Source organism: Ferrovibrio sp. MS7, from assembly GCF_038404985.1.
GTDB lineage: Bacteria > Pseudomonadota > Alphaproteobacteria > Ferrovibrionales > Ferrovibrionaceae > Ferrovibrio > Ferrovibrio plantarum.
Map to the genome: position 1 here is coordinate 460343 of NZ_JBBKBA010000002.1, position 20896 is coordinate 481238.

A 20896-nucleotide genomic window follows, 5' to 3' on the forward strand; every position below is an offset into this window, starting at 1 on the left:
AGAACACCATGATCGAGCGTCCCGTCCATATCAGCCGCATCGTCGACCACGGCAGCGTCGTCTCGCTGCTGGGCCAGTATGACGACGACGGCAGCCCGGCCCGCATCACCCTGGACCATCGGCCCTTTGTTGCCTTTTGGCAGGACTGGGCCAGGGCCGGCCATCCCCAGCCGGTGCTGCACGATGCCGACGAAGCCACGCTCCGCTTCGATTGAGGCCCGGCATGACAACCCAATTCAGCCATCCACCCGCCCCCTCTGCCCTGGGGCGTTACATTGCCTTGTTCCAGGGCAAGCAGACCGAGCTATTCGTCCTGGCCTTCGATGGCACCAGGGCGGAAGCCGATGAACTCGGCGACCGCCTGGACCGTGCCTGCAAGCTGGGTCTGCTGCTCACCGGTCTGGTGATCGCGCCGAACAGCCCGATCCTGGAACTCGGCGCCGAGAACATCCACCTGGCGCTGGACCAGCTCTTTAACGACTTCCCGCCCAGGGAAGCGCCCCCGGAGACAACGCCGCCCCCGCCGCCCACCAATGGGAGGGCGACGCCATGACCGTGGATGAACTGATGTTCCTGCTGGAAGGCCGCCCGGTCGAGACCGAGGTGCTGGTGCTGCTGCCCGGCAGGCCCTACCGCGTCACCCGCATCCTGGAACTGCGCTACCGCCGCGACCGCCAAAACATCGGCCACGGCCTGACCCGGCTCGTCGGCACCGTCTTCGTCATCCTGGACGACCGGACCACACCGCTCGCCGCCTACCGGCTACGCCGCGCCCGCCGCGTCACCGGCTGACCGCCGCCCCCTGTCCTTCACCCATCGCCCACCCAGCCGGCAGCATCCCGCTTCCGGCAATGAGAGGAGTTTGCCCATGTCTCAGCAACAGCTTGACCGAACCGCCTGCATCCGGGCGCTGAACGATGCCTTCCGCAAGACCGGCACCGGCGGCCGTTTCATGATCACCGCCGGCGTCCAGGCCCTCGGGCCCATCCGCGTGGCCGTTCTGACCCGCCAAGTAATGAGCTTCAACGCCTTCAGCGCCGACAACGATCCCTACCATGAGCATGATTTCGGCAACTTCAAGGAGAGCGGCCAGACCTTCTTCTGGAAGATCGACACCTACGACAAGGCGCTCGAATACGGCTCACCCGATCCCGCCGACCCGGCCGTCACCACCCGGGTGCTCACCCTGATGCTGGCCGAGGAATACTGACGGCTATTTCTGCCGGCTTGCCGCCTCGGAGATCGCCCGGGTCAGTTCCGCCACATCAGCCAAAGTGGCCTGGGTACTGCCCTGCAGCAAGGCCCGGAACTTCTCCACCAGCGCGGCTTGAGCCTTCTGCTGCGGCGTCTGCTTCGGAGTATCCACCCAGTCGAACAGGTCGGTGAAGCTGACCTTCAGCGCCTGGGCAATCTCGAACGCCGTCGACATCCGCGTCGAGGTAGCACCGCGCTCGACATTGGAAATCGTGTCGACGCTCTTGTCGATCAGTTCGGCCAGCCCTTCCTGGCTCAGCTTGCGTTCCTTGCGCAACATCTTGATCCGGCGACCGAGTTGCTTCCGGCGCATCTTTTCTTCCGGTGTTGCCGGCGGCTCCCGGGAAGCGGGAGCGGGTTTCTTGGCTGGGCCCCGAGTACGGCCTGAGGACTGGGTCGAATGGCGTTTTTGCATACCCGAATGTCGTTTCGGGTCGCCGCCTTAACCACCGCACAGGAATACGGAAATGCCGCTTGACCGCGACATAACCACGAGGATAATTACGACTACTGGAGCGGGAGTTCCGATAAAACGGCATCTCCTGCCGAATCGTGTCCGCCGGGGAGATACAACCATCCGAACAGAACCGGGCGCCGGACCGCCGCTTTAATCCCCCATAGCCAATCCACCCGCCGAAAAGAGGCCTTCATGACGAACACCGATTCCGTCACCGCTCCCGCTTTGCCCGAATGGGGCGCCATCCCGGCCTACCGCAAACTCTGGTTCGTCGGGACCATCAACGCCCTGGGCGTGGCGGTCGCCTTCTTCAACGTGCTGGCCTCGCTGGCGCTGCTGCTACCGGGGCTGGTCCTGCTTTGGATGGGGCCCGTCTATAAGCGCAAGAAAGACACAGTGGTTCTGCATCGGGTCCGGGACAAGATTGTCTTCTGCATCGTCCTGGTCATTGTCCTTGGCTGGAATCTGATGCGGCAAGGCGCTGATGGCGAGTTCGGCCAGACCGCTTCCCTGCCGACTTGCGAGAGCCGGACAGCCCAGAGCCACCTGAAGGAAGCGGTGAAGAACTCACCCGCGGGGCGCCGGCTGAAGCTGGAGATACAGGAAATACTCTCCGCCGCCCTGACGCAGAATGCCTGGAAGTGGAATGCCGGCGAAGCCGTCGTGAAGGACCAGAACGGCGAGTTGCTTGGCTATTTCTGCGAAGCCGAGGCGATCACCAATGCCGGGAAGCGGACCATTCTCTACAGCATAAGCTGGACCGATAAGACCAAAGGCCACTGGTATATTGAGGCGCGGTTCTAGCCATATCCAGTTTTCGCCTCGCACATACCCATCCGCATACTTGGGAGAAGCAGAATGGCTCAATGGAAGCATCTGGTTTCGGCATTTTGTGTATCCATCGCCCTGTTCAGCCTGGCAGGCTGCAAGACCACCGATACCCCGGCAAATACCTTGACCTATCCAACCGCCAGCTTTCCCGGCGGGAGTGAGCCGCTCGACATCAAGGCGGAAGTCTACAGGCCCGAAGGCGCCGGGCCGTTCCCGGCGGTGATCGTGATGCATGGCAGCGGCGGTCTGCGCGAGCATCACCGTATCTGGGCCCGCAAGCTCGTCTCCTGGGGTTACGTCGCCTTGGTAATCGACAGCTTCTCGCCGAGAGGCTTCCCCAATGGGATCGCAACCAACACTCCGGCCGTAATGCCGCAGAAGCGGGTATCCGATGCCATCGGGGCTGCCGAGTGGCTCAACAAGCAGCCGTATGTCGCCAAGGGAAAGCTCGCCACCATCGGTTTCTCCCACGGTGGCTGGACCACCATGAAGCTGGTCCAGGAAGACTTCCACGCCAAGGAGTACGGCATCAAGGGCTCGATTGCCTACTACCCGCTCTGCGATGTGAAAACCGAAGGCAACGTCGCCATTCCGCTGCTGATCCTGATCGGCGACAAGGACGGCTGGACGCCGGCCTATCGCTGCCAGGAGTTGGTCAACGGCCGCACGCTCAAGCGCAAGGACCTAGTCGAACTGGTGGTCTATCCGGGCGTCACGCATTCCTTCGACGAGTACATCCCGCGCCCGGTTGACGTGCCGGGTACCGTGATCGGCGGCAAGGTCGAGATGCATCGTCTCGAAATGAATCCTGCCGCCACAGCCGATGCCGAGAAGCGGGTGAAGGAGTTTCTTGGCAGGCTTCTGAAATAGCCACCCTCCAGACAACCTCCCTTTCGATAATCAGGAAGGGCCAGCCTTTCGTTAAGTTTCACCACAAAATCGACAGGAGAATTCATGCGTAAGATATTAAAAAAAGCCTTGTCTTATTGGTGTTCGCATTTTGCGTCTCTCTCAATGAGACCCGCGCCTGGTCCAAGGAGAATGTGACCTACCCAAACGCGTTTATTGCGGCGCTAGGTGTTGCAGCAACAGTGTATGCAGGCATTTATAAACCCTGAGGCAATGAGCCATTCCCTGTAGTCATCGTTCTGCACGGTTGTGGCGGCACCGACTACCATCATATGGCTTGGGCAGAGCGCCTAGTGTCCTGGGGCACTAAATATCTAGCTAGCTTGCCCTATGTGGCAAAGAACAAGATCGGCCTCGTTGGCTTTTCCCGTGGCGGTTGGACAATCATGAGAGCCGTACAGGAGAAGTATAAGCTGAAGTCATATCGCATCCGTGGCACCGTCGCCTATTACCCTTACCCCACTCCCAAGCAAGACACGAAAATAAGCGTGTGCCGCTCTTCAACCTCATTGGAGATGATGACAGCCGGACACCGGCACCTCTCTGCCGTGAATTGCAGGCAGGCGACGCCCCCAAGTCGGCAGCCCCGGCTGAAATGGGGTTCTACCCCGGCACCTATCACAGCTTCGACCGGCCCGGGCGCATCACAGAAGCGGATGGTTGGGGTGTTGGCGACGGGGTGAAGAAGCACAAGACCGGCGGCAGCACGTAACCTCCCTCCTGTCACACCGGCCAAGAACCCGATGTGACCCTACCCAGTCAGCATATAGTTTAAGACTGTCTGGAGATCAGCCTGACCCTGCGCCAACGCCCCCTGGACCTGTTGGGCAACATAGTCTGGACAAAAGGTTATTCTCTTTCTATGGGATAGCTATTATTGTCATGTGGTTAGATTTTTCATTGTATTTTAAAGGAAGAAAATTATGGGTGAGGCGAAAAGGCGTAAAACTCTGAATTCTTCTACTCGCCATGCCATGCTGCGCTCACTTTTTGACAAGCATAGTATCGACGCTTCAAGTCCTGGTTTTTATGATAATCCGGGCTTCATCCAACAAGAAAAGCGAAACCCACTATTTCTCGAGAACTACGCAATCTGGGTGCGAGACCAGCCATACACGGTAAGGTACATGAAGCAGGTGCGAGAGGTCCTGCCCCGTTTCTGCACTCTAATTCATAAGCATCTCTCCACGGACGCTCTTCTAGGCAATTGTAAGCAAGTTAATCTTGCTGCAAACCGCTTCCTTGATCGGCTTGGCATTTGGAGCTACGTCGCGGGTGGTTCCCTCACAGTTTCTCTCACGAACCATCCTGAATTAGGGCCTCGGTACCTTAGGCTTGTAGATCACCTTGACGACCCATGTGGCATAACTGGGCATTTCTGGCTAGTTATCCCTCCATTTCAGTGCGTTGACCTTACCGCACGTTTGCAACGATGGGATCACCGCCATTTCATTGAAGAGATACCCAGTACCGTCGTGATTGAGTCGGCCACACTTTTCCGGGCCCGTGAAGTAGACATTATTGGGCCCGGAGCCGGAGACAACACAATCAAAAAATTTCAAGCAGCAATCCTCGACCTCCCTCGTTTTCAAAGACAGGGGTTTTCTGCATTTCGCGCCGCTGTAGGCAATACCGAGCTAGAATATGTTCCTCAAGGTATTGTCGCTGCGAACGAGCCACTAGAAATAATTGGCAGCGGCGGAGGCTTCGAGGCCCTAAAAATATGGAATGAAACCATTGCCCCCGCATTTGGCGCAGAAAAGATTAGCCACAAATAACAATACTATTCTGGCATGAAATATCTACTGGACAAAAATGTCATATTGGATTTCGGATTACAGATAGCAGATCAATTTCTTATGTTGCCAGAAATTCTTCGCTCACCCTTATTGTGGTCAACGCTACTTCAATCCCACAACCAACGCCGCAGCTCTCTCGACCTGCGGCAAATCACCAGTGGCCTACACTTCGCTGAACCGCGATGCCTTCATGACACCCCTTCGTTTCCGGTTCCTGAATCATATCTAGAATTTTCCGACTTTCTGCGGTCCAGTCTACTGTAGGCTGGTCCGTGCATGCAGTTCACCTTCATACGAGAGATAAATCTTCTCAGCCAACAAGCTGCGCGACTTCAGTTGGTCGGAATGGCGCTTCTGCGGAAAAAGGGCAGATTGCAGGGGTAAGATTCGTCTAGCTACCGAGAATCTTGCCGAGCGCGGCAAGAATTACTCTGGCATGTACGAAGTGTCCTCGCTTGCTTGCATATGTAGCTCTCAGCATGATTCCCGCGAAGCGATGGTCACGCGGCTTGGAATCTCCAACCCAAAATACCGGCGTCCCGCTCAAGCCATCAAGCGTAGTGCATGCGGCTAGATCCCGAAAAGCGACCTCATGGCAATGCGCCATCGGTGACGCGCCAAGATAGTCAGCCTCAATTATTGCGGCCTGCTGATTGATCACTGCCTGTTCATAGTCGATGGCGTTTAGATCATGTGGGAAGCCCCTCATGATAAAGCTACCAGGCATCAGTGGTTGCCAAACCAATTGTGGATGTTGAAGCGGATATGGTAGCTGCCCGCCAAACTGAGTGTCGTCGTACATAATTCGCTCAAGCGGATAGAACGCCAGGTCCCCCCAATCCGGGTCATCGACATCTGAAATCTTTATGGTGACTTGCGCATTGTGGGGAGCAAATTCATGCGCTCCCAGATGAAACTGGATGCGCACGTCGTCCGCAGTAAACCCCTTGATAACATGCTTGGCCGTGATTGCGAAGTCGCAGCCATTATACCTGCATAAGAAGCATGTGCCGCGTCCAGTGTATTCGTAGCCCTCTACAGCGTTCTCGAACATCATCTGTCGAGATGAATTGAGCATGTCGATCACACGCATTAAGTACCTCCCCATTTATAGTCCGAGTAATCACAGCTGAAAACAACACCTTACAGAGGATAAGATGCGGCTTTGGGGTGCCGCGTCCAATCCAGTCGACACTCACTTCGTTTACTCCGAGAAACACTCACTTAGTATGAATTGCGATTTTTCTACTATTCTTTTTCGGCGATTTAGAGTCGCCCATACCAAACGCGGCTGCCATTGACGATCTTAACGACCGACAGCATCACCGGCACCTCGATGAGCACGCCGACCACAGTCGCCAGCGCAGCGCCTGAATTCAAACCAAAGATACTTATCGCCGCCGCGACTGCCAGCTCGAAGAAATTGCTGGCGCCGATTAAAGCCGATGGACCGGCCACACAATGCGCCACGCCGAATTGGCGATTAAGCCAATAGGCTAGCCCGGAATTGAAATAGACCTGGATCAGGATCGGCACGGCCAGCAGCGCGATGACCAGCGGATGCGCCACGATCTGCTCGCCCTGAAAGGCAAAGAGCAGCACAAGGGTGGCAAGCAGGGCCACGAGGGAAACCGGCCCCAGGGCCTGCTGGGCGCGCTCCAATCCACGTATACCATTGTTCGCCAATAACAGCCGGCGCCAAATCTGGGCGATGACAACCGGAATGACGATATAAAGCCCGACCGAGAGCAGCAGCGTGTCCCAGGGCACGGTGATCGCCGATATGCCGAGCAGCAAGCCGACGATGGGCGCGAAAGCCACCACCATGATGGCATCGTTCAACGCCACCTGGCTCAGCGTGAAATGCGGCTCGCCATCGACGAGGTTGCTCCACACGAATACCATGGCCGTGCATGGTGCTGCCGCCAGCAGAATCAAACCGGCGATATAGGAAGCGATCTGATCGGCGGGCAGATATGGCCGAAACAGCCAGCCGACAAAAATCCAGCCGAGCAGGGCCATGGAAAACGGCTTCACCGCCCAATTGATGAACAGCGTGACGCCGATGCCACGCCAATGCTGCCGCACCTCGCCCAGGGCGCCGAAGTCGATCTTCAATAGCATCGGGATGATCATCAACCAGATCAGTACCGCGACCGGCAAGTTGACCTTGGCGATTTCCGCCGCCGCGACGACCTGGAAGACCGCCGGAAACCAATGACCGAGCGCGATACCAGCCAAGATGCAGAGCGCGACCCAGAGAGTCAGGTATCGCTCGAAGCGATTCATCACCGGCTTGGATCGGCCGACAGCGACATCCGACATGATCTTATACCTTTATTGATGGACGCGATTGCCACTGGCATCGACCAGAAGCGTACCGTCCTCCTTGGCTATTGGCCCTTGCTGCGGATGGGGCAGAATATCCAAAACTGTTTCCGATGGGCGGCACAGCCTGGTGCCAAGCGGCGTAACAACAATGGGGCGATTGATCAGAATAGGTTGCGCCAGCATGAAATCGATCAATTCGTCATCGCTCCATTTGGCATCGCCCAAGCCAAGGGCAGCGAACGGTGTACCTTTCTCGCGCAGCAAGTCGCGCGGCGGAATGCCCATCCGTGCGATCAGCGAGACTAGCGTGGGGCGATCCGGGGGCGCCTTCAAATACTCGATGATCTCCGGTTCTTCGCCGCTATTGCGGATCAGGGCCAGTACGTTGCGCGAGGTGCCGCAATCTGGATTGTGGTAGATACGGATGCTCATGATGCCTGCGGCAGGGAGCGGCCGATTTCGTTCAGGCGGGCCTGCAAGGTCATCTCATCCAGCGAACGGAACGGCAGGCTGGTGAAGATGCGGATGCGGTTGGTCAGCATCCGATAGGTGTCGGCAAAAGCGAGCCGCTGTTCCACTTCGCTGCCCTCTACCGCCGCTGGGTCAGCCAATCCCCAATGCGCCGACATCGGCTGACCGGGCCAGATTGGGCAGACCTCGTTGGCCGCGTTATCGCAGACCGTGAAGACGAAATCCATGTGCGGCGCGTCGGGCTTGGCAAATTCATCCCAGGACTTCGAGCGCAAATCCTTGATGGGATGGCCGCTCTTTTCCAGCAGGTCCAGGGCGAAGGGATGCACCTGTCCCTTGGGAAAGCTGCCGGCGCTGTAGGCGCGGAAGCGGCCCTGGCCGAGTTGGTTCATGATCGCCTCGGCGAGGATGCTGCGGGCGGAATTCCCCGTGCAGAGAAACAGGACGTTAAACAGCTTTTCGGGTGCGCTGGACTGGCTCATGCCGCTTTCCTTTGACAGCAGGACGGCAAAGTTCCGGTTTGCCGCCACAACAATGATCGCTAAGGAATGCGATCACCTCATTCATGCGGTCGATGTCGATGCTGTAGATCAGCAACCGGCTATCGCGCCGCTGCCGGATCAGGCCCGCCCGATGCAGATGCGCCAGGTGAAACGACAAGGTGGCGGCCGGAACAGCCAAAGTCTCGGCAATCTCGCCGGCACAGAGACCCTCGGCACCGTATCCCACCAGCAAGCGGTAGATCGCCAGCCGGGTACCCTGCGCCAGGGAGGCGAAGGCGGCGACAGCCGATGCATCATCAATTCTTTTCATGATTCCAGTATTATCGAAATTATCCATGAAATCCCGTGAACCTTTTGTGACGAAGGAGGTACTCCTCAAGCGTCTTCTGGCACCGGTTGCGTGTTGCCGGCTTTTTCCGCCCGCAACAGCAGCATGGCGGCGAAGCCCAGCAAACAGAGGCCACTGGAAAACAACAGGACATGGCGGCCGAAATTTTCCAGCAGGATGGCAAAGACGAAAGGTGCCCCGGCCTGCCCGAACCGAGCCGGCGCAACCAACCATCCCTGGCGCCTGCCATAGCCGCTCGGGCCGAAGATGGTCAGCGGCAGAGTTCCCTTGGCAATCGTCATCACCCCATTCCCGGCGCCATGCAGCAAGGTGAAGAGATAAACAGCCGGCGCGCCGAAGATGAGCACCAGCATTGCCCCGATTGGGTGTGTGATAGAGGCCAGCCGAGCCGATAGCAGCGGATGAAACCGCTGCAATAGACTGTATTCAAGGATGCGGGCGGCAACCTGGGCTGGCCCGACCAGGGCGGCGGCGGCGATGGCTTCGGCTTTCGAGGCGCCGGCTGCTTCAAGCATGCGCGGCAGATGCGCCGCCAGGGCCGTGCTGGTGATCCAGGTAACGGCAAAAGCGAAAGCCAGCAGCACCATGGAGCGGCTGAAAATGCTCTCCGCCTTGGCGCTTAGGGCTGTCTTGGGTGCGGACACCGTTATATGAGCCCCGAGTTCGCGCGGCACCATCAGCCGGTTGAGCGGCAGTCCGATCAAGACATGCGCTCCGGCCCAGACGAAGCAGGTGGCGCGCCAACCCCATTCGGCATCGAGATAGGCGGAGATCGGCCAGCAGATGGTGCTGGCGAAGCCAGCCAGCAGGGTGATCCCGGTGATGGCGCGGCGGGCATCCTTGCCATAGATGGCGGTCAGCGTGGCGAAGGCGGCTTCATAGAGGCCGATTGCCATCCCGGCGCCTATCGCCAGCCAGGCGATGAAGAAGGTGGCGAGGCCGGACGAGGCGCCGAGCAAGGCCAAGCCGCCGGCAAAGATCAGGCTGGACAGGGCGAGCACATTGCGTCCGCCGAAACGGTCGATATAGCCGCCCACACCAGGGCCAATGAAGGCGGTAAGCACCATTGCCACCGAGAAGGCACCATAAATCCACGCCGTGGAGACGCCCAATTCCGCTGCCATCGGCGCAGCCAGGATGGCGGGAAGGTAATAGGTCGAACCCCAGCTCAGCGTCTGCGCCGTGCCGAGCGCGATAACCACCCTGGTTTGCTTCGTGGTTCGCGGATCGGACATTGCCGCCACCTCAACCGCAGCCCGAAGCCGCTTTTACTCTTATCCTCGGCTTGGCAGGGCCGCAGCACCCACCCGACACAGCTTCCACTGGCGCCGCGCAGTTCTCCGCGCCCTCGACCGGCAAATTGCTGCTGCATACACCGGTTTCCGGTAGGTCGAGCTGCACATCGTCGGCAGCGGTAAAGTCACCCGCCAATGCGGCGGCGATGGAGCGCACCTGTTCATAGCCTGTGGCGAGCAGGAAGGTGGGGGCACGGCCATAGCTCTTGATGCCGGCGATGTAGAAGCCGGGATCGGGCTGCGTGAGTTCGCGATGTCCATGCGGACGAACCGTACCACACGAATGCACGTTCGGATCGATCAGCGGCGCCAGGGCCCTGGGGCTTTCGGTGGCTGGGTCGAGGTCGAGGCGGATTTCACGCAGCATCTCCAGGTCAGGCCGTTGCCCAGCGGCGACCACGATGCGGTCCACCGTCACGTCGACCCTTGATCCTTGCTGGCTGCCTAGCGTCACCGTTAGGGCCGAGGCATCCCGGCGTATCGCGGTAATACCGGCGCCAAGATGCAGATCGAGATCGCCCGCCTGGGTCATTGCCTCCAGGCTGCGGCCCAACGCGCCGCGCTCCGCCAGCTTGTCATTCTCGCCGCCGCCGAACAGCCGCGCCAAGCTATTGCCGCGCACCGCCCACAGAATCTCCGTGCCCAGCCCCTGCTGTGCCAGGCGCCCAAGATCCAGCAGCACATTGGCAGCAGAATGCCCCGCGCCAACCACCAACGTCCGTGCGCTGGCATAGGCGGCATGATCCGCTCCAAGCACATCGGGAATGCCGTAAGCGATCCGATCCGAAATATCGGCCTCGCCCGGAACAGCCAGGCCATGGGCGCCCATCGGATTGGGCCGGCTCCAGGTGCCGCTGCAATCGATCACGGCACGGGCCAGATCCTGCCGCTCGCCGCCATCGCCCTTGCGCATCACCAGCACGAAAGGCGCAGCCTCGCGGCCCGGGGTTTTCATCTTGTCGTATCCGAGCCGGCTCACGGCGGCAATCCGCGCATCGGTCTCAATGGCAGGTTTGAACTGGGGCAGTTCGGCTAGGGGCTGCACGTAGTCGGCAACCAGTTCCGCCCCCGTGGGGTGGCGATTGGCCGGCGGTGCCCGCCATCCTGCCTGTTCCAGCAGCGTGCAGGCGGCCTTGTCGATGTTGTAGGACCAGGGCGAGAAGAGCCGCACATGGCCCCAGGAGCGGATATGGCTCGCCACCTCGGCACCAGCCTCATAGACACGCACCGGCAGGCCGCGGGCGATCAGATGCGCCGCCGCCGCCAGTCCGACCGGCCCCGCACCGATCACGGCAACAGGCAGGCTCGCCGGATCGAGACGGTTCTCCATCGTGGTGAAGGCATTCATCAGAATTCCTTTCGTTATTCGCCGAAATACGAATAATGAGGTAAATTTTTTAGAGATCGCCCAGTAGATGCTGCAAACGGCGCAGCTTCTCCAGATCGACGCAGTAGCAAGGGCGCTGATCGTCAATCTGGCCCTTCACCAGGCCGGCTTCCTTGAGGATCGTCAGGTGCTGCGAGGCGGTGGATGCCGCCACCGGCAGCAGGTCGGCCAGCTTGCCGAAATAGCAGGCCCCGATGCGCAGCAGGTTGCGCAGGATCAGAATCCGCACCGGATGGCCGATGGCCTTGGCCAGCAGCGCGAGTTCCTCGTCCTCAGAGCGCAGCGGCTCGGCCAGATCGGCAGGCGTCATCGCTGGCGCGCAGCAGGATTGACCCTAGACCGCCGCGCCTTTCTTCTCCTTCGGTTTGACCTGCTGTACCACAGCCACCTCATTCGTCATTCGACGAATAACGTAGCGCATCGGGCGCAAATGTAAAGCCAAATTCTCGCAGGAACATTTTGCGTTTATGGTCGCCAGCCGGAGCGAAGGCGATGTCCCAGCCGCGCTCCGTGATCGGTGTGTGGCACCATACCTAGTTGCGGCTCTTCGGGTTTACCAATGCGGAGTCGGTGCATACTGCCAACCGGCCACCGCCCGAGAATGGCTGGGGCCAACATGCTTGCTGGCACTGAGCGTCGGCGAGCGTGTGCTAGTGCGCCAGCGGCCCGGTACCACCTCCGGCGTCATCTTCGCCACCCTGGAGAATGAGACCGGTGTCGGCAACATCGCCATCTGGTCCATGGCGTTCCAGGGCCACCGCCGCGCGGGACTCGGCGCGCTGCTGCTCAGCGTCACCGGCAAGGTGCAGCGCAAGGGCCTGATTATCCACCTAGTCGCCGGGCGTCTGGAAGATTGCAGCGCCCTGCTGGCCGGACTGGAAGATGTGGGCGGCGATACCGTGCCCGAGGCTCGCAAACCGCTGCGCGAAGTCAGCATCTCTTTGCCGCCAAGCCGGGATTTCAGATGACCCGTCGATGAGCGAAATCCCGACACTTAGTGGAAAGCATGATAATTATACTATCAATCACAGTCATTATAAAATGTGCAATACCGCTTCTGAGGCAAGCGCGCTGACCGAACAGACGCGTAGAAGGTCCACAAATGCATTTTAGTTAGTCGGCTCGAATTTCCCGACTGTGACTTGGATTCGCTTCTCGCGGCCGTCGGCGAAATCGAGGCATGCCTCCAGGCTGCTGCCGGTGGCAAGAGGGCGCCGCAGCCGCAACAGTCGAACGCGTGCTGCTTCTTCCAGGTCCAGGACCTGACCGGGCGGTATGGCCATGGAGCCAATCGGCACGAAGCGGCCAGCTGCCACTTTTACCTCGATCTGGCTTGCCTCGGCCGCATCGGAATGCAGGCGGATGAACTGGCGCACCGAAGCACCATTATTCTCGATGGCAAGCCGCACCAGCGTTTCCCCGCCCAAACCGGCCGGCTCGGCATAGGCGTGCTGGATCACCACAGTGCCAATCTCGTCCTGATGTGCCCGAGCCAGATCTGCGTACAGTGCGGCTATGGTAAGGGCAGCCAAACCGATAGAATACTTCGTCAGAATACGCATCGCACGACTACTCCATATCATGGCGCCAATCATGGCCCTTGAAACGGGCATTGATGCCCGGAGCGAACGAGTGATCCTCATGCAGCCCCTTGGCGAAACATTCCTGGAAGGTGGGGGTATCGGGGAGCAATCCTTTTGCCTGGCATTCCTGTCGGATCGCCGCATGATACTGCTCCTGTGACCAACCACAGCCACTCAGCAACAAGGCTAAGGCTATTATAGCAAAGCAACCTATCCGCATGGTCATTCTCCTGCCGTAGCATGTCGCTGGTGCGTAACGATCAGGTCGAGTTCGTCGTCACTGGTCTGCCGCCCGGTGCCGAAACGGGCATAGAGCGCCGGCAGCACCAGCAGAGTCAGTAGCGTCGAGCTGATCAGGCCACCGATCACCACCGTGGCAATGGGCTTTTGCACCTCGGCACCGGTGCCGAGTGCAATCGCCATTGGCACGAACCCGAGCGAGGCAACCAGCGCGGTGATCAGCACCGGTCGCAGGCGGGCAACCGCACCGTCGATCACGGCAGCGACTCTATCCACCCCTTCCGCCATTTCCTGCTGGATGCGGCTGACCATCACCAAGCCGTTCAGCACGGCGATGCCCGATAGCGCAATGAATCCGACAATCGCCGAAACCGAAATCGGCATACCGCGCAAGGTCAACGCCAGAATGCCACCGACCAGGGCAAAGGGGATGCCGCTATAGACGATCAGGGCATCGCGCACGCTGCCCAGCGCCATGAACAGGAGGAAAAAGATGGCAGCAAAACAGAGCGGCACGACGACAAGCAGGCGGTTCTTGGCCGCGATGAGGTTCTCATACTGGCCGCCCCAGGCAATCCAGTAGCCCGGCGGCAGTGTCACCCGGGCGGAAATCTGCGCCTGGGCATCACGCACCATAGAACCGATATCGCGGCCCCGGACGTTGGCCTGCACCACGATCCGGCGCTTGCCATTCTCTCGGCTGATCTGGTTCGGCCCCTCATCGATTTCGATATCGGCAAGCTGGCGCAGCGGGATGGTGGCCAGGCGGCCATTGCCGGGCAGCGGCACCGGCAGATTATGCAGCACCTCCAGATCGCTGCGCACCGTATCGGCGAGACGCACCACGATATCGAAACGTTTGTCGCCTTCGTAGAGCGCTCCGGCCTCATGACCGCCTATCGCCGTAGCGATGACCTGTTGCACCTGCGCCACGCTGAGGCCGCGCCGGGCAATCTCGCGCTTCTTCAGCCTGATATTGAGATAAGGCAACCCCGCCGCCTGCTCCACCTTGACATCGCTGGCCCCATCGACACCGCGCAGAACAGCCGCCACGGCATTGGCGGTTTCAAGCAACGTATCGAAATCGTCCCCATAGACTTTCACCGCGACATCGGAGCGCACGCCGGCGATCAGTTCATTGAAGCGCATCTGAATCGGCTGCGTGAATTCGTAATTGTTCCCTGGCACGCGGCCCACGGCCTGCTCGATCTCGCGGATCAGCTGCACCTTAGTCTTGTCTGGATCAGGCCATTCCTGTTGTGGCTTGAGGATGATGAAAGTGTCCGACACGTTCGGCGGCATTGGATCAGAAGCCACCTCGGCGGTCCCGGTCTTGGAAAAAACCGTAGCCACTTCCGGGAACCGGGCCACTGTTTTCTCCACCTGGTTCTGCATCGCCGCCGACTGGTTCAGCGAGGTACTAGGAATACGCATGGCGTGCATGGCGATATCCTTTTCATCCAGGGTCGGGATGAATTCCTGGCCAAGCTGCGTCAGCAGCAGGAGGGAACCAAAGAACATTGCCGCCGCCACGGCAGCTATACGACCCGGAATGCCGACGACACGGTTCAGCAGCGCGCCGTAGCGGTCTTGCGCCGCCACCATGAAGCGGCTTTCCTTCTCCTTCACCGGGCCCGTGACAAACAGGGCAATCATCGCCGGCACGAAGGTAAGCGACAGCACGAAGGCACAAGCCAGGGCAATGATGACGGTCAGCGCCATCGGCTCGAACATCTTGCCTTCCACGCCGGTGAAACTCAGCATCGGCACATAAACGATGATGATGATCGCCTGGCCGAAGACCGACGGCTGTATCATCTCCTTGGACGCGACCATTACCTCCGTCAGACGCTCCCGGCGGGTCAGCGCCCGGCGCAGTTCATGCTGCTTGTCGGCCAGATGGCGCAGGCAGTTCTCGGTGATGATGACGGCGCCATCGACAATGAGGCCGAAATCCAGGGCGCCCAGGCTCATCAGGTTCGCGCTGATGCGTCCCTGCAGCATGCCGGTCGCGGTCATCAGCATGGTGATGGGTATGACCAGGGCGGTGATGATAGCGGCCCGTATATTGCCGAGAAACAGGAACAGCACCACGATCACCAGCAGGGCGCCCTCAGCCAAGTTCTTTTCCACGGTCGCCACCGTGGCATCCACCAGCTTGGTCCGGTTCAATACCGCCGCCGCCTCCACCCCCGGCGGTAGCGACCGATTCACTTCCGCCAATTTGACATGCACCGCATCCGCCACCGTGCGGCTGTTGCCGCCGATCAACATAAGAGCGGTACCGACCACCACTTCCTCCCCGGCGGAACTGGCGGCACCGCTGCGCAACTCATGGCCAAGATCGATGGTGGCAACGTCATGGACATAGACCGGAACGCCGTCGCGGGTGGCGACGACCACGTTGCCGATATCCTCGACGCTTTCCAGGCGGCCATAGGCGCGAACAACCAGGCCCTCGCCATTCTGTTCCAGGAAGCCGGCGCCGATGGCGCTGTTATTGCGTTGAATCGAATCCGACAGGTCGTTCAGCGTCAGGCCAAAGGCGAGCAGCCGGTCGAGCTTCGGTTGCACATGATATTCTTTAACATAGCCGCCAATGGAATCGATGCCGGCGACACCGGTGACATTGCGCAATTGTGGCCGCACCAGCCAATCCTGCACGGTGCGCAGATAGGTGGCACGCTTCACCTCGGTATCCAGCTTTTCTCCTTCGGCAGTGATATAGCTGCCATCGGCCTGCCAGCCCGTTTCGCTGCCGACGGTGCCTTTCTCTGCCTTGAAACGCACCAGCCACATATAGACTTCGCCAAGGCCCGTGGAGATCGGCCCCAACCGTGGTTCGATACCTTCAGGCAGCAATTCACGCGCTTCGGCCAGCCGCTCGGCGACCTGCTGGCGGGCGAAATAGATATTCGTCTTGTCGCTGAAGATAGCCGTGACCTGGGAGAATCCATTGCGCGACAGCGAACGTGTCGATTCCAGTCCCGGTATGCCGGCCAGCGAGTTCTCCAGCGGGTAGGTTACCTGCTTCTCGATCTCCATCGGCGATAGGGACGGCGCCACGGCATTGATCTGCACCTGGTTGTTGGTGATATCGGGCACCGCGTCTATCGGCAGTTTCAGCAGTGATTGCACGCCGAGAATGCAGATGCCGAGCGTGACGATCAGCACGACAAGGCGCTGCTGGATCGATAGGCGGAGGATTTGCTCAATCATGATCGGATGCTTTCCCGTAGGCCTCAGTGCGAATGCTCGGCTTCAGCCTTTTCAAGCTGAGCCTTGAGCACAAAGGAGTTCATCACCGCCACTTCCTCGCCGGCCTCCACGCCAAAACGGATCTCGGTTTGATTGCCATCGCTGCGTCCGAGGACAACATCACGTTTCTCAAAACCATCCGGAGTGCGAACAAACACCACCGACTCCTTCTTCAAGCGTTGAATCGCGGCCTTCGGCACCAGGACGGCGGCCCGCTCAATGGCGCTTTTCACCGTTACCGAGGCGAAATCGCCAAGGCGCCAGTTGCCTGTTTCATTGCTGATCTGCACCACGATCTTGGCCAGGCGGGTTTCGCGATCGACCACCGGACTGACGAAAACCACCTTGCCCTCGGCCTTGATCGGCCCATCAGCCGCAACCAGGTCCCCCTCGCGTATGGCAGCGAGGTCGGCCGGCGCCACCGCAGCCTCGATCCAGAGTTTTGAAAGGTCTGCAACGGTGAAGAGTTCAGTCTCGCTGGGAACCGAGGCACCCAGTACGCCGCGGCGCTCCACCACCCTGCCGGCAATCGGGCTGCGGATTTCCAATACCTGCAAACCGGAATTGCTGCCATTCAGCCGCGACAGATCGCTGCCATTAAAACCGAAAGCGGCAAGCTTCTGGCGCGCAAGATCGATCCGGATGCGGGCCTCCTCGACCGTGGCGCGCGCTTGCAGATAATCCTGTTCCGAGCTGATCTTTTTTTCCCAGAGATTGCGTTCCCGTTCAAAGGTGGTGCGCGCCAGAGCTTCGCTGCGTTGAGCCGCCAGGAATTCACCTTTGGCTTCGGCAATCTCGCGGCTTTCCAAAACCGCCAGCAATTCCCCCTTGGCCACGGCATCGCCGAGCCGCTTACGCAGATCAACAATGACACCGGAGGACTTGGCAGCCACAGCCGCAACCTGATCCGGGTTCGCCACCACATTGCCGGGGAAAGTGGTGGTCCGCACCAACTCCCCTTCCCGCGCCGGGCTGAGGCTGATGCCCGACTGCGTCACCTGATCATCGCTGAGTTTCAGCGGATTCTCCTCTGCTTCACTGCCATGGCCGCGATTCCCGCCGCCATGACCATGGCCATCTTCGGCACCATGGCTGGCTGGGCCATCGCTATGCAGGAACGGCAGTTTTTCCGGCGCCGCCACGAACAGCGTGCCGCCGATACCGACAATCAATCCCGCCGCAAGGGCGATAAGGCTGTTACGCATGGGGATCTCCAGATCAATAAGTGCGGCCGGCGAGACGCATCAACTCGATGCGTGCCAGGTGATAGTCGCGCAGGGCGGTGGCATGTTGCGCTTTGACATCGAATTGCGTGCGCTGGGCATCGAGCAGATCGAGAAAGCCGAATTTGCCGGCAGCATAGCCCTCGGCTGCAGCGGCATAGGTCTCGTCCGCAGCCGGGATGATCGTCCGGCTCAGCACCTCCACTTCGCGGTGCGCCGCCTGCAGCGACTGCCGCGCTTTCGCCAGGCTGGCCAGCAGATTGAGGCGCAATGCATCCGCCTCGGCTTCCGCGCGGACCAGTTCCTGGCGCGCACGCTGGATACCGCCCCGATTGCTGTCGAACACCGGAATCGGGATCGAAATACCAACCATGAAGGCGTTGCTGTCATCCTCGTTGTAGCGGCGAATCCCGGCGCGCAGGGTCGGATCTGGCACGGCGGCGGACTGCTCCTTGGCAATAGCTGTCCTTGCCTGGGCTATGGCGGCACCGGCACGGCTGAAATCCGGGTTGGCGCGCAGGCTTTCCTCATCGGGCCCCACATTGGGAAGGGCACCACTGCGCTCAAACCAGCCGCCGTCATTGGCCAGGTCGATCCGAGTAACACCAAGGCTGCCGGCTAGCGTTGCTAGTACGGCAGCATATTCGCGCTCCGCTTTCTGGGTCGCCACCTCGGCGGCGGCTTGCGCGATTTCGCTCTTGCGCGCTTGGAACGGCGGCTCGCGGCCATTCTGCACCCGCTCGCGCACGGCACCGGCAAGGGCTTGCGCATTCTTCAGCCGATCACCTTCAAGCGCCACGACACGGGCGGCATACAGCGCCGACACATAGCCACGGGCGATCTCCTCGCGCAGAGCCAGTTGATCGACATCGCGTTCGTGTCCCGCCAGAGCGAGGCCGGCATCGGCGAAACCGATCCGCGCTTCCCGCTTGCCACCCATTTCGATGGTCTGGGAGATGCCGGCGGCGACCTCGATATTGCGGCTGCCGCGATAGGATTTGCTGCCGGCAAAATTGTCGGCATCGACGAACAGTTCCGGATTGGGCCGGGCTTCCGCCTGCAGGCGGTCGCCGCCGGCAGCTTCCCGCCGCGCCTCGGCAACACGCAGCCGCGGCGAATTTGCCTCGCCGATACGGAGGGCTTCTTCAAGACTGCCGATCCGGGCCACTGCACCAGAAGCCGGCGTGATCTGCACAGGAATGGTCTGCACAGGGGTAATCTGCACAGGGGTTTGCGCGGCCAAAGGCTTGACCAGGCCCGCCATTACGGCGAGCGCAAGCAGGGGGAGACGCATGTTCTGTTCCCTTGAACGAAATACGAATGGCCGGCACCAATGGCGCCGGAGCGTTCAGGCTCAGGGAATCAGGCTTTGGGGGGTTCGAGCAGGCCGAAAATCAGCCCAAGATCGATGCCGGCATCGCGCAGCGGCAGCAGGCACTCGGCCGACGGGAGGTCAGCGATCAGGACTTTCAGCTGTGCCGGCATGGCGCGGCCATGCTGGTCGCAATGCACGGCGCAGTCCTGCATCTGCTTGGCGGGTGCAGGCGTCTCGTCACCCGCGGCGGCTTCCAACGGCGCTGTATCGGACGCTGCCGAATAGGCCAGGGCTGCCGGCTCCACAGCATTGGCACTGGCATATTCCGCATGCCAGGAACCGAACAGGGCAGAGAACAGGAGCGCAGACACGGCGAGCAGGGCGGCGAGAAGCCGTCCGTTCCGTCGATATGCTGCGATTGCCTGGGTCATGCTCTGTGCTACTGCTTTCTTACACTAATACTAGGGCTACTTAGCGGTAAGACTATACTGCGCCTTACCGATTTCCTTGCCGCCCTCGCTGAGGGTGGCCATGGCGCGGACCGCACCCGAAAGCGGCGCACCGGCCTTGCCGGCCAGCTTGTCGCCTTGCGGCTTCAGTTCCACGCTGCTCTCCGCGTTGTTGACGAAGAGCTTGACCGACGCCGCCATGCCGCCCGTGGGCTGTAATGGCTTATGATCCTTGATGACATAGAGCTGCACATCGCTGCCCTTGACCACCAATTCGCCTTCATAGGCACCGATCTTCTTCACCTGGCCACCGTATTTCGCCTCATCGGCATGAGCCGATGCCGCGAAAGCCAGCGTGGCAGCGGCGATGATCGCTAGTAACGCTTTCATTCATCCTCCATATGGTAGGCATTGCGTGTGGAAATTGCCAAAGCTGACACAGGCTTGCAAGCCTATGCCCTGCGGCGCTTTGCCACCGTAATACTGTAGCGCATCGTCCTGCCTCAAATTACGGCATTCCGGATACGGGCGACGTTGCTGTTCATGAGATGCCGCACGAAATGAACGTAAAGCCAGCGACGCCAACCCGTCACATTGGTGCCGACCTCGGCATAAAACGCGTCCGGCGTGTCATAGAGTCCGAAGTCGCGGTTGATGCCGTCGCGCTGGATATAGGTGTCACCCCCTGTCCATTCGACCTCTGGCATACAGAGATTCGCCGTTGCCGCACCATAGCCGCAGAAGTTCCGGCTGCTGTCCTTGAACCGGTGCTGCAACTGCCGAAGGTATGGCCTGTCGAGGATCAGGCCTTCGAGATTGATCCACCGGCCATTCAGCCAGACCTCCACCCAACTATGCAGGATGTCATTGGGTGCCAGGTGATAGAAAATTCCGGTCACCGCGCCGCGCTGCAATGCCTTGTGAATCGTGAAGCCATGAAAACGGCAGGGGATGCCCACCGCCCGCAGGAGTGCCATGAACAAGGTCGCTTTGGTATTGCACTGGCCATAGCCGTCGCTCAGGATTTGCGACGCTGGCAGGGCGTCGTCGCTGTTATAGCCAAATAGAATCTCATCGCGCACGAAGGTATAGATTCCGGCTGCCGCTGCCTCCGGCGGCAGGCCCCGCCAAGACTGACGGTCGATTAGCGCCTGGATTGTCGTGGCGCTGAAATCCAGCAAGCGCGTTTCCGCCAGCAGGCCGCTTTTTGCCTGTGCAGCTTCGCCCATCATACCCATCGCG

26 protein-coding genes are annotated in these 20896 nt (G+C 60.0%); 9 read left to right on the forward strand and 17 right to left on the reverse strand.

Annotated elements, in window-relative coordinates; genetic code table 11:
* Positions 1-8 precede the first annotated feature (8 nt).
* The 4 genes from V6B08_RS15365 to V6B08_RS15380 all read left to right on the forward strand — a co-directional run bounded on the left by V6B08_RS15365 (position 9) and on the right by V6B08_RS15380 (position 1210).
* Positions 9-215: a hypothetical protein gene (locus V6B08_RS15365; RefSeq protein WP_341982442.1), complete on the forward strand. Its 207-nt coding sequence runs from the start codon at positions 9-11 to the stop codon at positions 213-215.
* An 8-nt stretch (positions 216-223) separates the two neighbouring features.
* On the forward strand, positions 224-553 hold the full coding sequence (locus V6B08_RS15370) for a hypothetical protein (RefSeq protein ID WP_341982444.1): 330 nt from the start codon (positions 224-226) through the stop codon (positions 551-553).
* Positions 550-792 carry a hypothetical protein gene (locus V6B08_RS15375; RefSeq protein WP_341982446.1) on the forward strand — a complete coding sequence of 81 codons (243 nt, stop codon included), beginning with the start codon at positions 550-552 and terminating at the stop codon, positions 790-792. Before V6B08_RS15370 ends, V6B08_RS15375 begins: the two co-directional genes overlap by 4 nt.
* Before the next feature lie 76 nt (positions 793-868).
* Positions 869-1210, forward strand: coding sequence for a DUF3768 domain-containing protein (locus V6B08_RS15380; RefSeq protein ID WP_341982448.1), 342 nt, complete (start codon positions 869-871; stop codon positions 1208-1210).
* 3 nt (positions 1211-1213) lie between these two features.
* Here the strand turns inward: V6B08_RS15380 and V6B08_RS15385 are convergent, their stop codons facing one another.
* Entirely contained in the window at positions 1214-1567 is a 354-nt protein-coding gene (locus V6B08_RS15385; protein ID WP_341982450.1) for a helix-turn-helix transcriptional regulator, read from the reverse strand.
* 336 nt (positions 1568-1903) lie between these two features.
* Between V6B08_RS15385 and V6B08_RS15390 the strand changes: the two genes are divergently transcribed.
* The 4 genes from V6B08_RS15390 to V6B08_RS15405 all read left to right on the forward strand — a co-directional run bounded on the left by V6B08_RS15390 (position 1904) and on the right by V6B08_RS15405 (position 5229).
* Positions 1904-2515, forward strand: coding sequence for a hypothetical protein (locus tag V6B08_RS15390; protein WP_341982452.1), 612 nt, complete (start codon positions 1904-1906; stop codon positions 2513-2515).
* 54 nt (positions 2516-2569) lie between these two features.
* Positions 2570-3412, forward strand: a complete 843-nt coding sequence (locus V6B08_RS15395) for a dienelactone hydrolase family protein (protein WP_341982454.1) — start codon at positions 2570-2572, stop codon at positions 3410-3412.
* Positions 3413-3941: 529 nt separating this feature from the next.
* Positions 3942-4163, forward strand: a complete 222-nt coding sequence (locus V6B08_RS15400; RefSeq protein ID WP_341982456.1) for a dienelactone hydrolase family protein — start codon at positions 3942-3944, stop codon at positions 4161-4163.
* Positions 4164-4374: 211 nt separating this feature from the next.
* Entirely contained in the window at positions 4375-5229 is an 855-nt protein-coding gene (locus V6B08_RS15405) for a hypothetical protein (RefSeq protein WP_341982458.1), read from the forward strand.
* 412 nt (positions 5230-5641) lie between these two features.
* On the opposite strand, the gene V6B08_RS15410 is transcribed toward V6B08_RS15405, so the two are convergent.
* The 8 genes from V6B08_RS15410 to V6B08_RS15445 form a co-directional block, all read right to left on the reverse strand.
* Positions 5642-6343, reverse strand: coding sequence for a hypothetical protein (locus V6B08_RS15410; protein ID WP_341982460.1), 702 nt, complete (start codon positions 6341-6343; stop codon positions 5642-5644).
* Between the two features lie 173 nt (positions 6344-6516).
* Entirely contained in the window at positions 6517-7539 is a 1023-nt protein-coding gene (gene arsB / locus V6B08_RS15415; RefSeq protein WP_341983496.1) for an ACR3 family arsenite efflux transporter, read from the reverse strand.
* Between the two features lie 48 nt (positions 7540-7587).
* Entirely contained in the window at positions 7588-8013 is a 426-nt protein-coding gene (gene arsC, locus V6B08_RS15420; RefSeq protein ID WP_440588817.1) for an arsenate reductase (glutaredoxin), read from the reverse strand.
* Positions 8010-8534 carry an arsenate reductase ArsC gene (locus V6B08_RS15425; protein ID WP_341982461.1) on the reverse strand — a complete coding sequence of 175 codons (525 nt, stop codon included), beginning with the start codon at positions 8532-8534 and terminating at the stop codon, positions 8010-8012. Before V6B08_RS15425 ends, arsC begins: the two co-directional genes overlap by 4 nt.
* Complete coding sequence (locus V6B08_RS15430; RefSeq protein WP_341982462.1) at positions 8500-8892, reverse strand: ArsR/SmtB family transcription factor; 393 nt, start codon at positions 8890-8892, stop codon at positions 8500-8502. Before V6B08_RS15430 ends, V6B08_RS15425 begins: the two co-directional genes overlap by 35 nt.
* Positions 8893-8930: 38 nt before the next feature.
* Positions 8931-10139 (reverse strand): MFS transporter, encoded by a 1209-nt coding sequence (locus tag V6B08_RS15435; protein ID WP_341982464.1) that lies wholly within the window; start codon positions 10137-10139, stop codon positions 8931-8933.
* A 10-nt stretch (positions 10140-10149) separates the two neighbouring features.
* A complete protein-coding gene (locus V6B08_RS15440) occupies positions 10150-11547 on the reverse strand; it encodes an FAD-dependent oxidoreductase (protein WP_341982466.1) in 1398 nt (465 codons plus the stop codon).
* A 49-nt stretch (positions 11548-11596) separates the two neighbouring features.
* Positions 11597-11896: an ArsR/SmtB family transcription factor gene (locus V6B08_RS15445; protein WP_341982468.1), complete on the reverse strand. Its 300-nt coding sequence runs from the start codon at positions 11894-11896 to the stop codon at positions 11597-11599.
* A 310-nt stretch (positions 11897-12206) separates the two neighbouring features.
* Between V6B08_RS15445 and V6B08_RS15450 the strand changes: the two genes are divergently transcribed.
* Positions 12207-12554, forward strand: coding sequence for a hypothetical protein (locus V6B08_RS15450; protein ID WP_341982470.1), 348 nt, complete (start codon positions 12207-12209; stop codon positions 12552-12554).
* A gap of 141 nt (positions 12555-12695) precedes the next feature.
* Here V6B08_RS15450 and V6B08_RS15455 read toward each other — a convergent pair whose 3' ends face one another.
* The 8 genes from V6B08_RS15455 to V6B08_RS15490 all read right to left on the reverse strand — a co-directional run bounded on the left by V6B08_RS15455 (position 12696) and on the right by V6B08_RS15490 (position 20892).
* Positions 12696-13148 carry a copper chaperone PCu(A)C domain-containing protein gene (locus tag V6B08_RS15455; protein ID WP_341982472.1) on the reverse strand — a complete coding sequence of 151 codons (453 nt, stop codon included), beginning with the start codon at positions 13146-13148 and terminating at the stop codon, positions 12696-12698.
* A 7-nt stretch (positions 13149-13155) separates the two neighbouring features.
* Complete coding sequence (locus V6B08_RS15460; protein WP_341982474.1) at positions 13156-13278, reverse strand: hypothetical protein; 123 nt, start codon at positions 13276-13278, stop codon at positions 13156-13158.
* A 113-nt stretch (positions 13279-13391) separates the two neighbouring features.
* Positions 13392-16628, reverse strand: a complete 3237-nt coding sequence (locus V6B08_RS15465) for an efflux RND transporter permease subunit (RefSeq protein ID WP_341982476.1) — start codon at positions 16626-16628, stop codon at positions 13392-13394.
* Positions 16629-16651: 23 nt separating this feature from the next.
* Complete coding sequence (locus V6B08_RS15470; RefSeq protein WP_341982478.1) at positions 16652-17809, reverse strand: efflux RND transporter periplasmic adaptor subunit; 1158 nt, start codon at positions 17807-17809, stop codon at positions 16652-16654.
* 76 nt (positions 17810-17885) lie between these two features.
* The gene (locus V6B08_RS15475; RefSeq protein ID WP_341982480.1) at positions 17886-19184 is read right to left on the reverse strand and encodes a TolC family protein; all 1299 of its coding nucleotides are present in this window, start codon (positions 19182-19184) and stop codon (positions 17886-17888) included.
* A gap of 68 nt (positions 19185-19252) precedes the next feature.
* Positions 19253-19636 carry a hypothetical protein gene (locus V6B08_RS15480; protein ID WP_341982482.1) on the reverse strand — a complete coding sequence of 128 codons (384 nt, stop codon included), beginning with the start codon at positions 19634-19636 and terminating at the stop codon, positions 19253-19255.
* 36 nt (positions 19637-19672) lie between these two features.
* Positions 19673-20044: a hypothetical protein gene (locus tag V6B08_RS15485; RefSeq protein ID WP_341982484.1), complete on the reverse strand. Its 372-nt coding sequence runs from the start codon at positions 20042-20044 to the stop codon at positions 19673-19675.
* A gap of 113 nt (positions 20045-20157) precedes the next feature.
* Positions 20158-20892 (reverse strand): transglutaminase-like domain-containing protein, encoded by a 735-nt coding sequence (locus V6B08_RS15490; RefSeq protein ID WP_341982487.1) that lies wholly within the window; start codon positions 20890-20892, stop codon positions 20158-20160.
* Between the last annotated feature and the right edge of the window lie 4 nt (positions 20893-20896).

Excerpts from the sequence above, each read along its gene's own strand:
- V6B08_RS15365 (WP_341982442.1), top strand. The coding sequence starts at position 9 with ATGATCGAGCGTCCCGTCCATATCAGCCGCATCGTCGACCACGGCAGC.
- V6B08_RS15370 (WP_341982444.1), top strand. The coding sequence starts at position 224 with ATGACAACCCAATTCAGCCATCCACCCGCCCCCTCTGCCCTGGGGCGT.
- V6B08_RS15375 (WP_341982446.1), top strand. The coding sequence starts at position 550 with ATGACCGTGGATGAACTGATGTTCCTGCTGGAAGGCCGCCCGGTCGAG.
- V6B08_RS15380 (WP_341982448.1), top strand. The coding sequence starts at position 869 with ATGTCTCAGCAACAGCTTGACCGAACCGCCTGCATCCGGGCGCTGAAC.
- V6B08_RS15385 (WP_341982450.1), bottom strand. The coding sequence starts at position 1,567 with ATGCGCCGGAAGCAACTCGGTCGCCGGATCAAGATGTTGCGCAAGGAA.
- V6B08_RS15390 (WP_341982452.1), top strand. The coding sequence starts at position 1,904 with ATGACGAACACCGATTCCGTCACCGCTCCCGCTTTGCCCGAATGGGGC.
- V6B08_RS15395 (WP_341982454.1), top strand. The coding sequence starts at position 2,570 with ATGGCTCAATGGAAGCATCTGGTTTCGGCATTTTGTGTATCCATCGCC.
- V6B08_RS15405 (WP_341982458.1), top strand. The coding sequence starts at position 4,375 with ATGGGTGAGGCGAAAAGGCGTAAAACTCTGAATTCTTCTACTCGCCAT.
- V6B08_RS15410 (WP_341982460.1), bottom strand. The coding sequence starts at position 6,343 with ATGCGTGTGATCGACATGCTCAATTCATCTCGACAGATGATGTTCGAG.
- arsB (WP_341983496.1), bottom strand. The coding sequence starts at position 7,539 with ATGAATCGCTTCGAGCGATACCTGACTCTCTGGGTCGCGCTCTGCATC.
- arsC (WP_440588817.1), bottom strand. The coding sequence starts at position 8,013 with ATGAGCATCCGTATCTACCACAATCCAGATTGCGGCACCTCGCGCAAC.
- V6B08_RS15425 (WP_341982461.1), bottom strand. The coding sequence starts at position 8,534 with ATGAGCCAGTCCAGCGCACCCGAAAAGCTGTTTAACGTCCTGTTTCTC.
- V6B08_RS15430 (WP_341982462.1), bottom strand. The coding sequence starts at position 8,892 with ATGGATAATTTCGATAATACTGGAATCATGAAAAGAATTGATGATGCA.
- V6B08_RS15435 (WP_341982464.1), bottom strand. The coding sequence starts at position 10,139 with ATGTCCGATCCGCGAACCACGAAGCAAACCAGGGTGGTTATCGCGCTC.
- V6B08_RS15440 (WP_341982466.1), bottom strand. The coding sequence starts at position 11,547 with ATGAATGCCTTCACCACGATGGAGAACCGTCTCGATCCGGCGAGCCTG.
- V6B08_RS15445 (WP_341982468.1), bottom strand. The coding sequence starts at position 11,896 with ATGACGCCTGCCGATCTGGCCGAGCCGCTGCGCTCTGAGGACGAGGAA.
- V6B08_RS15455 (WP_341982472.1), bottom strand. The coding sequence starts at position 13,148 with ATGCGTATTCTGACGAAGTATTCTATCGGTTTGGCTGCCCTTACCATA.
- V6B08_RS15465 (WP_341982476.1), bottom strand. The coding sequence starts at position 16,628 with ATGATTGAGCAAATCCTCCGCCTATCGATCCAGCAGCGCCTTGTCGTG.
- V6B08_RS15475 (WP_341982480.1), bottom strand. The coding sequence starts at position 19,184 with ATGCGTCTCCCCCTGCTTGCGCTCGCCGTAATGGCGGGCCTGGTCAAG.
- V6B08_RS15480 (WP_341982482.1), bottom strand. The coding sequence starts at position 19,636 with ATGACCCAGGCAATCGCAGCATATCGACGGAACGGACGGCTTCTCGCC.
- V6B08_RS15485 (WP_341982484.1), bottom strand. The coding sequence starts at position 20,044 with ATGAAAGCGTTACTAGCGATCATCGCCGCTGCCACGCTGGCTTTCGCG.
- V6B08_RS15490 (WP_341982487.1), bottom strand. The coding sequence starts at position 20,892 with ATGGGTATGATGGGCGAAGCTGCACAGGCAAAAAGCGGCCTGCTGGCG.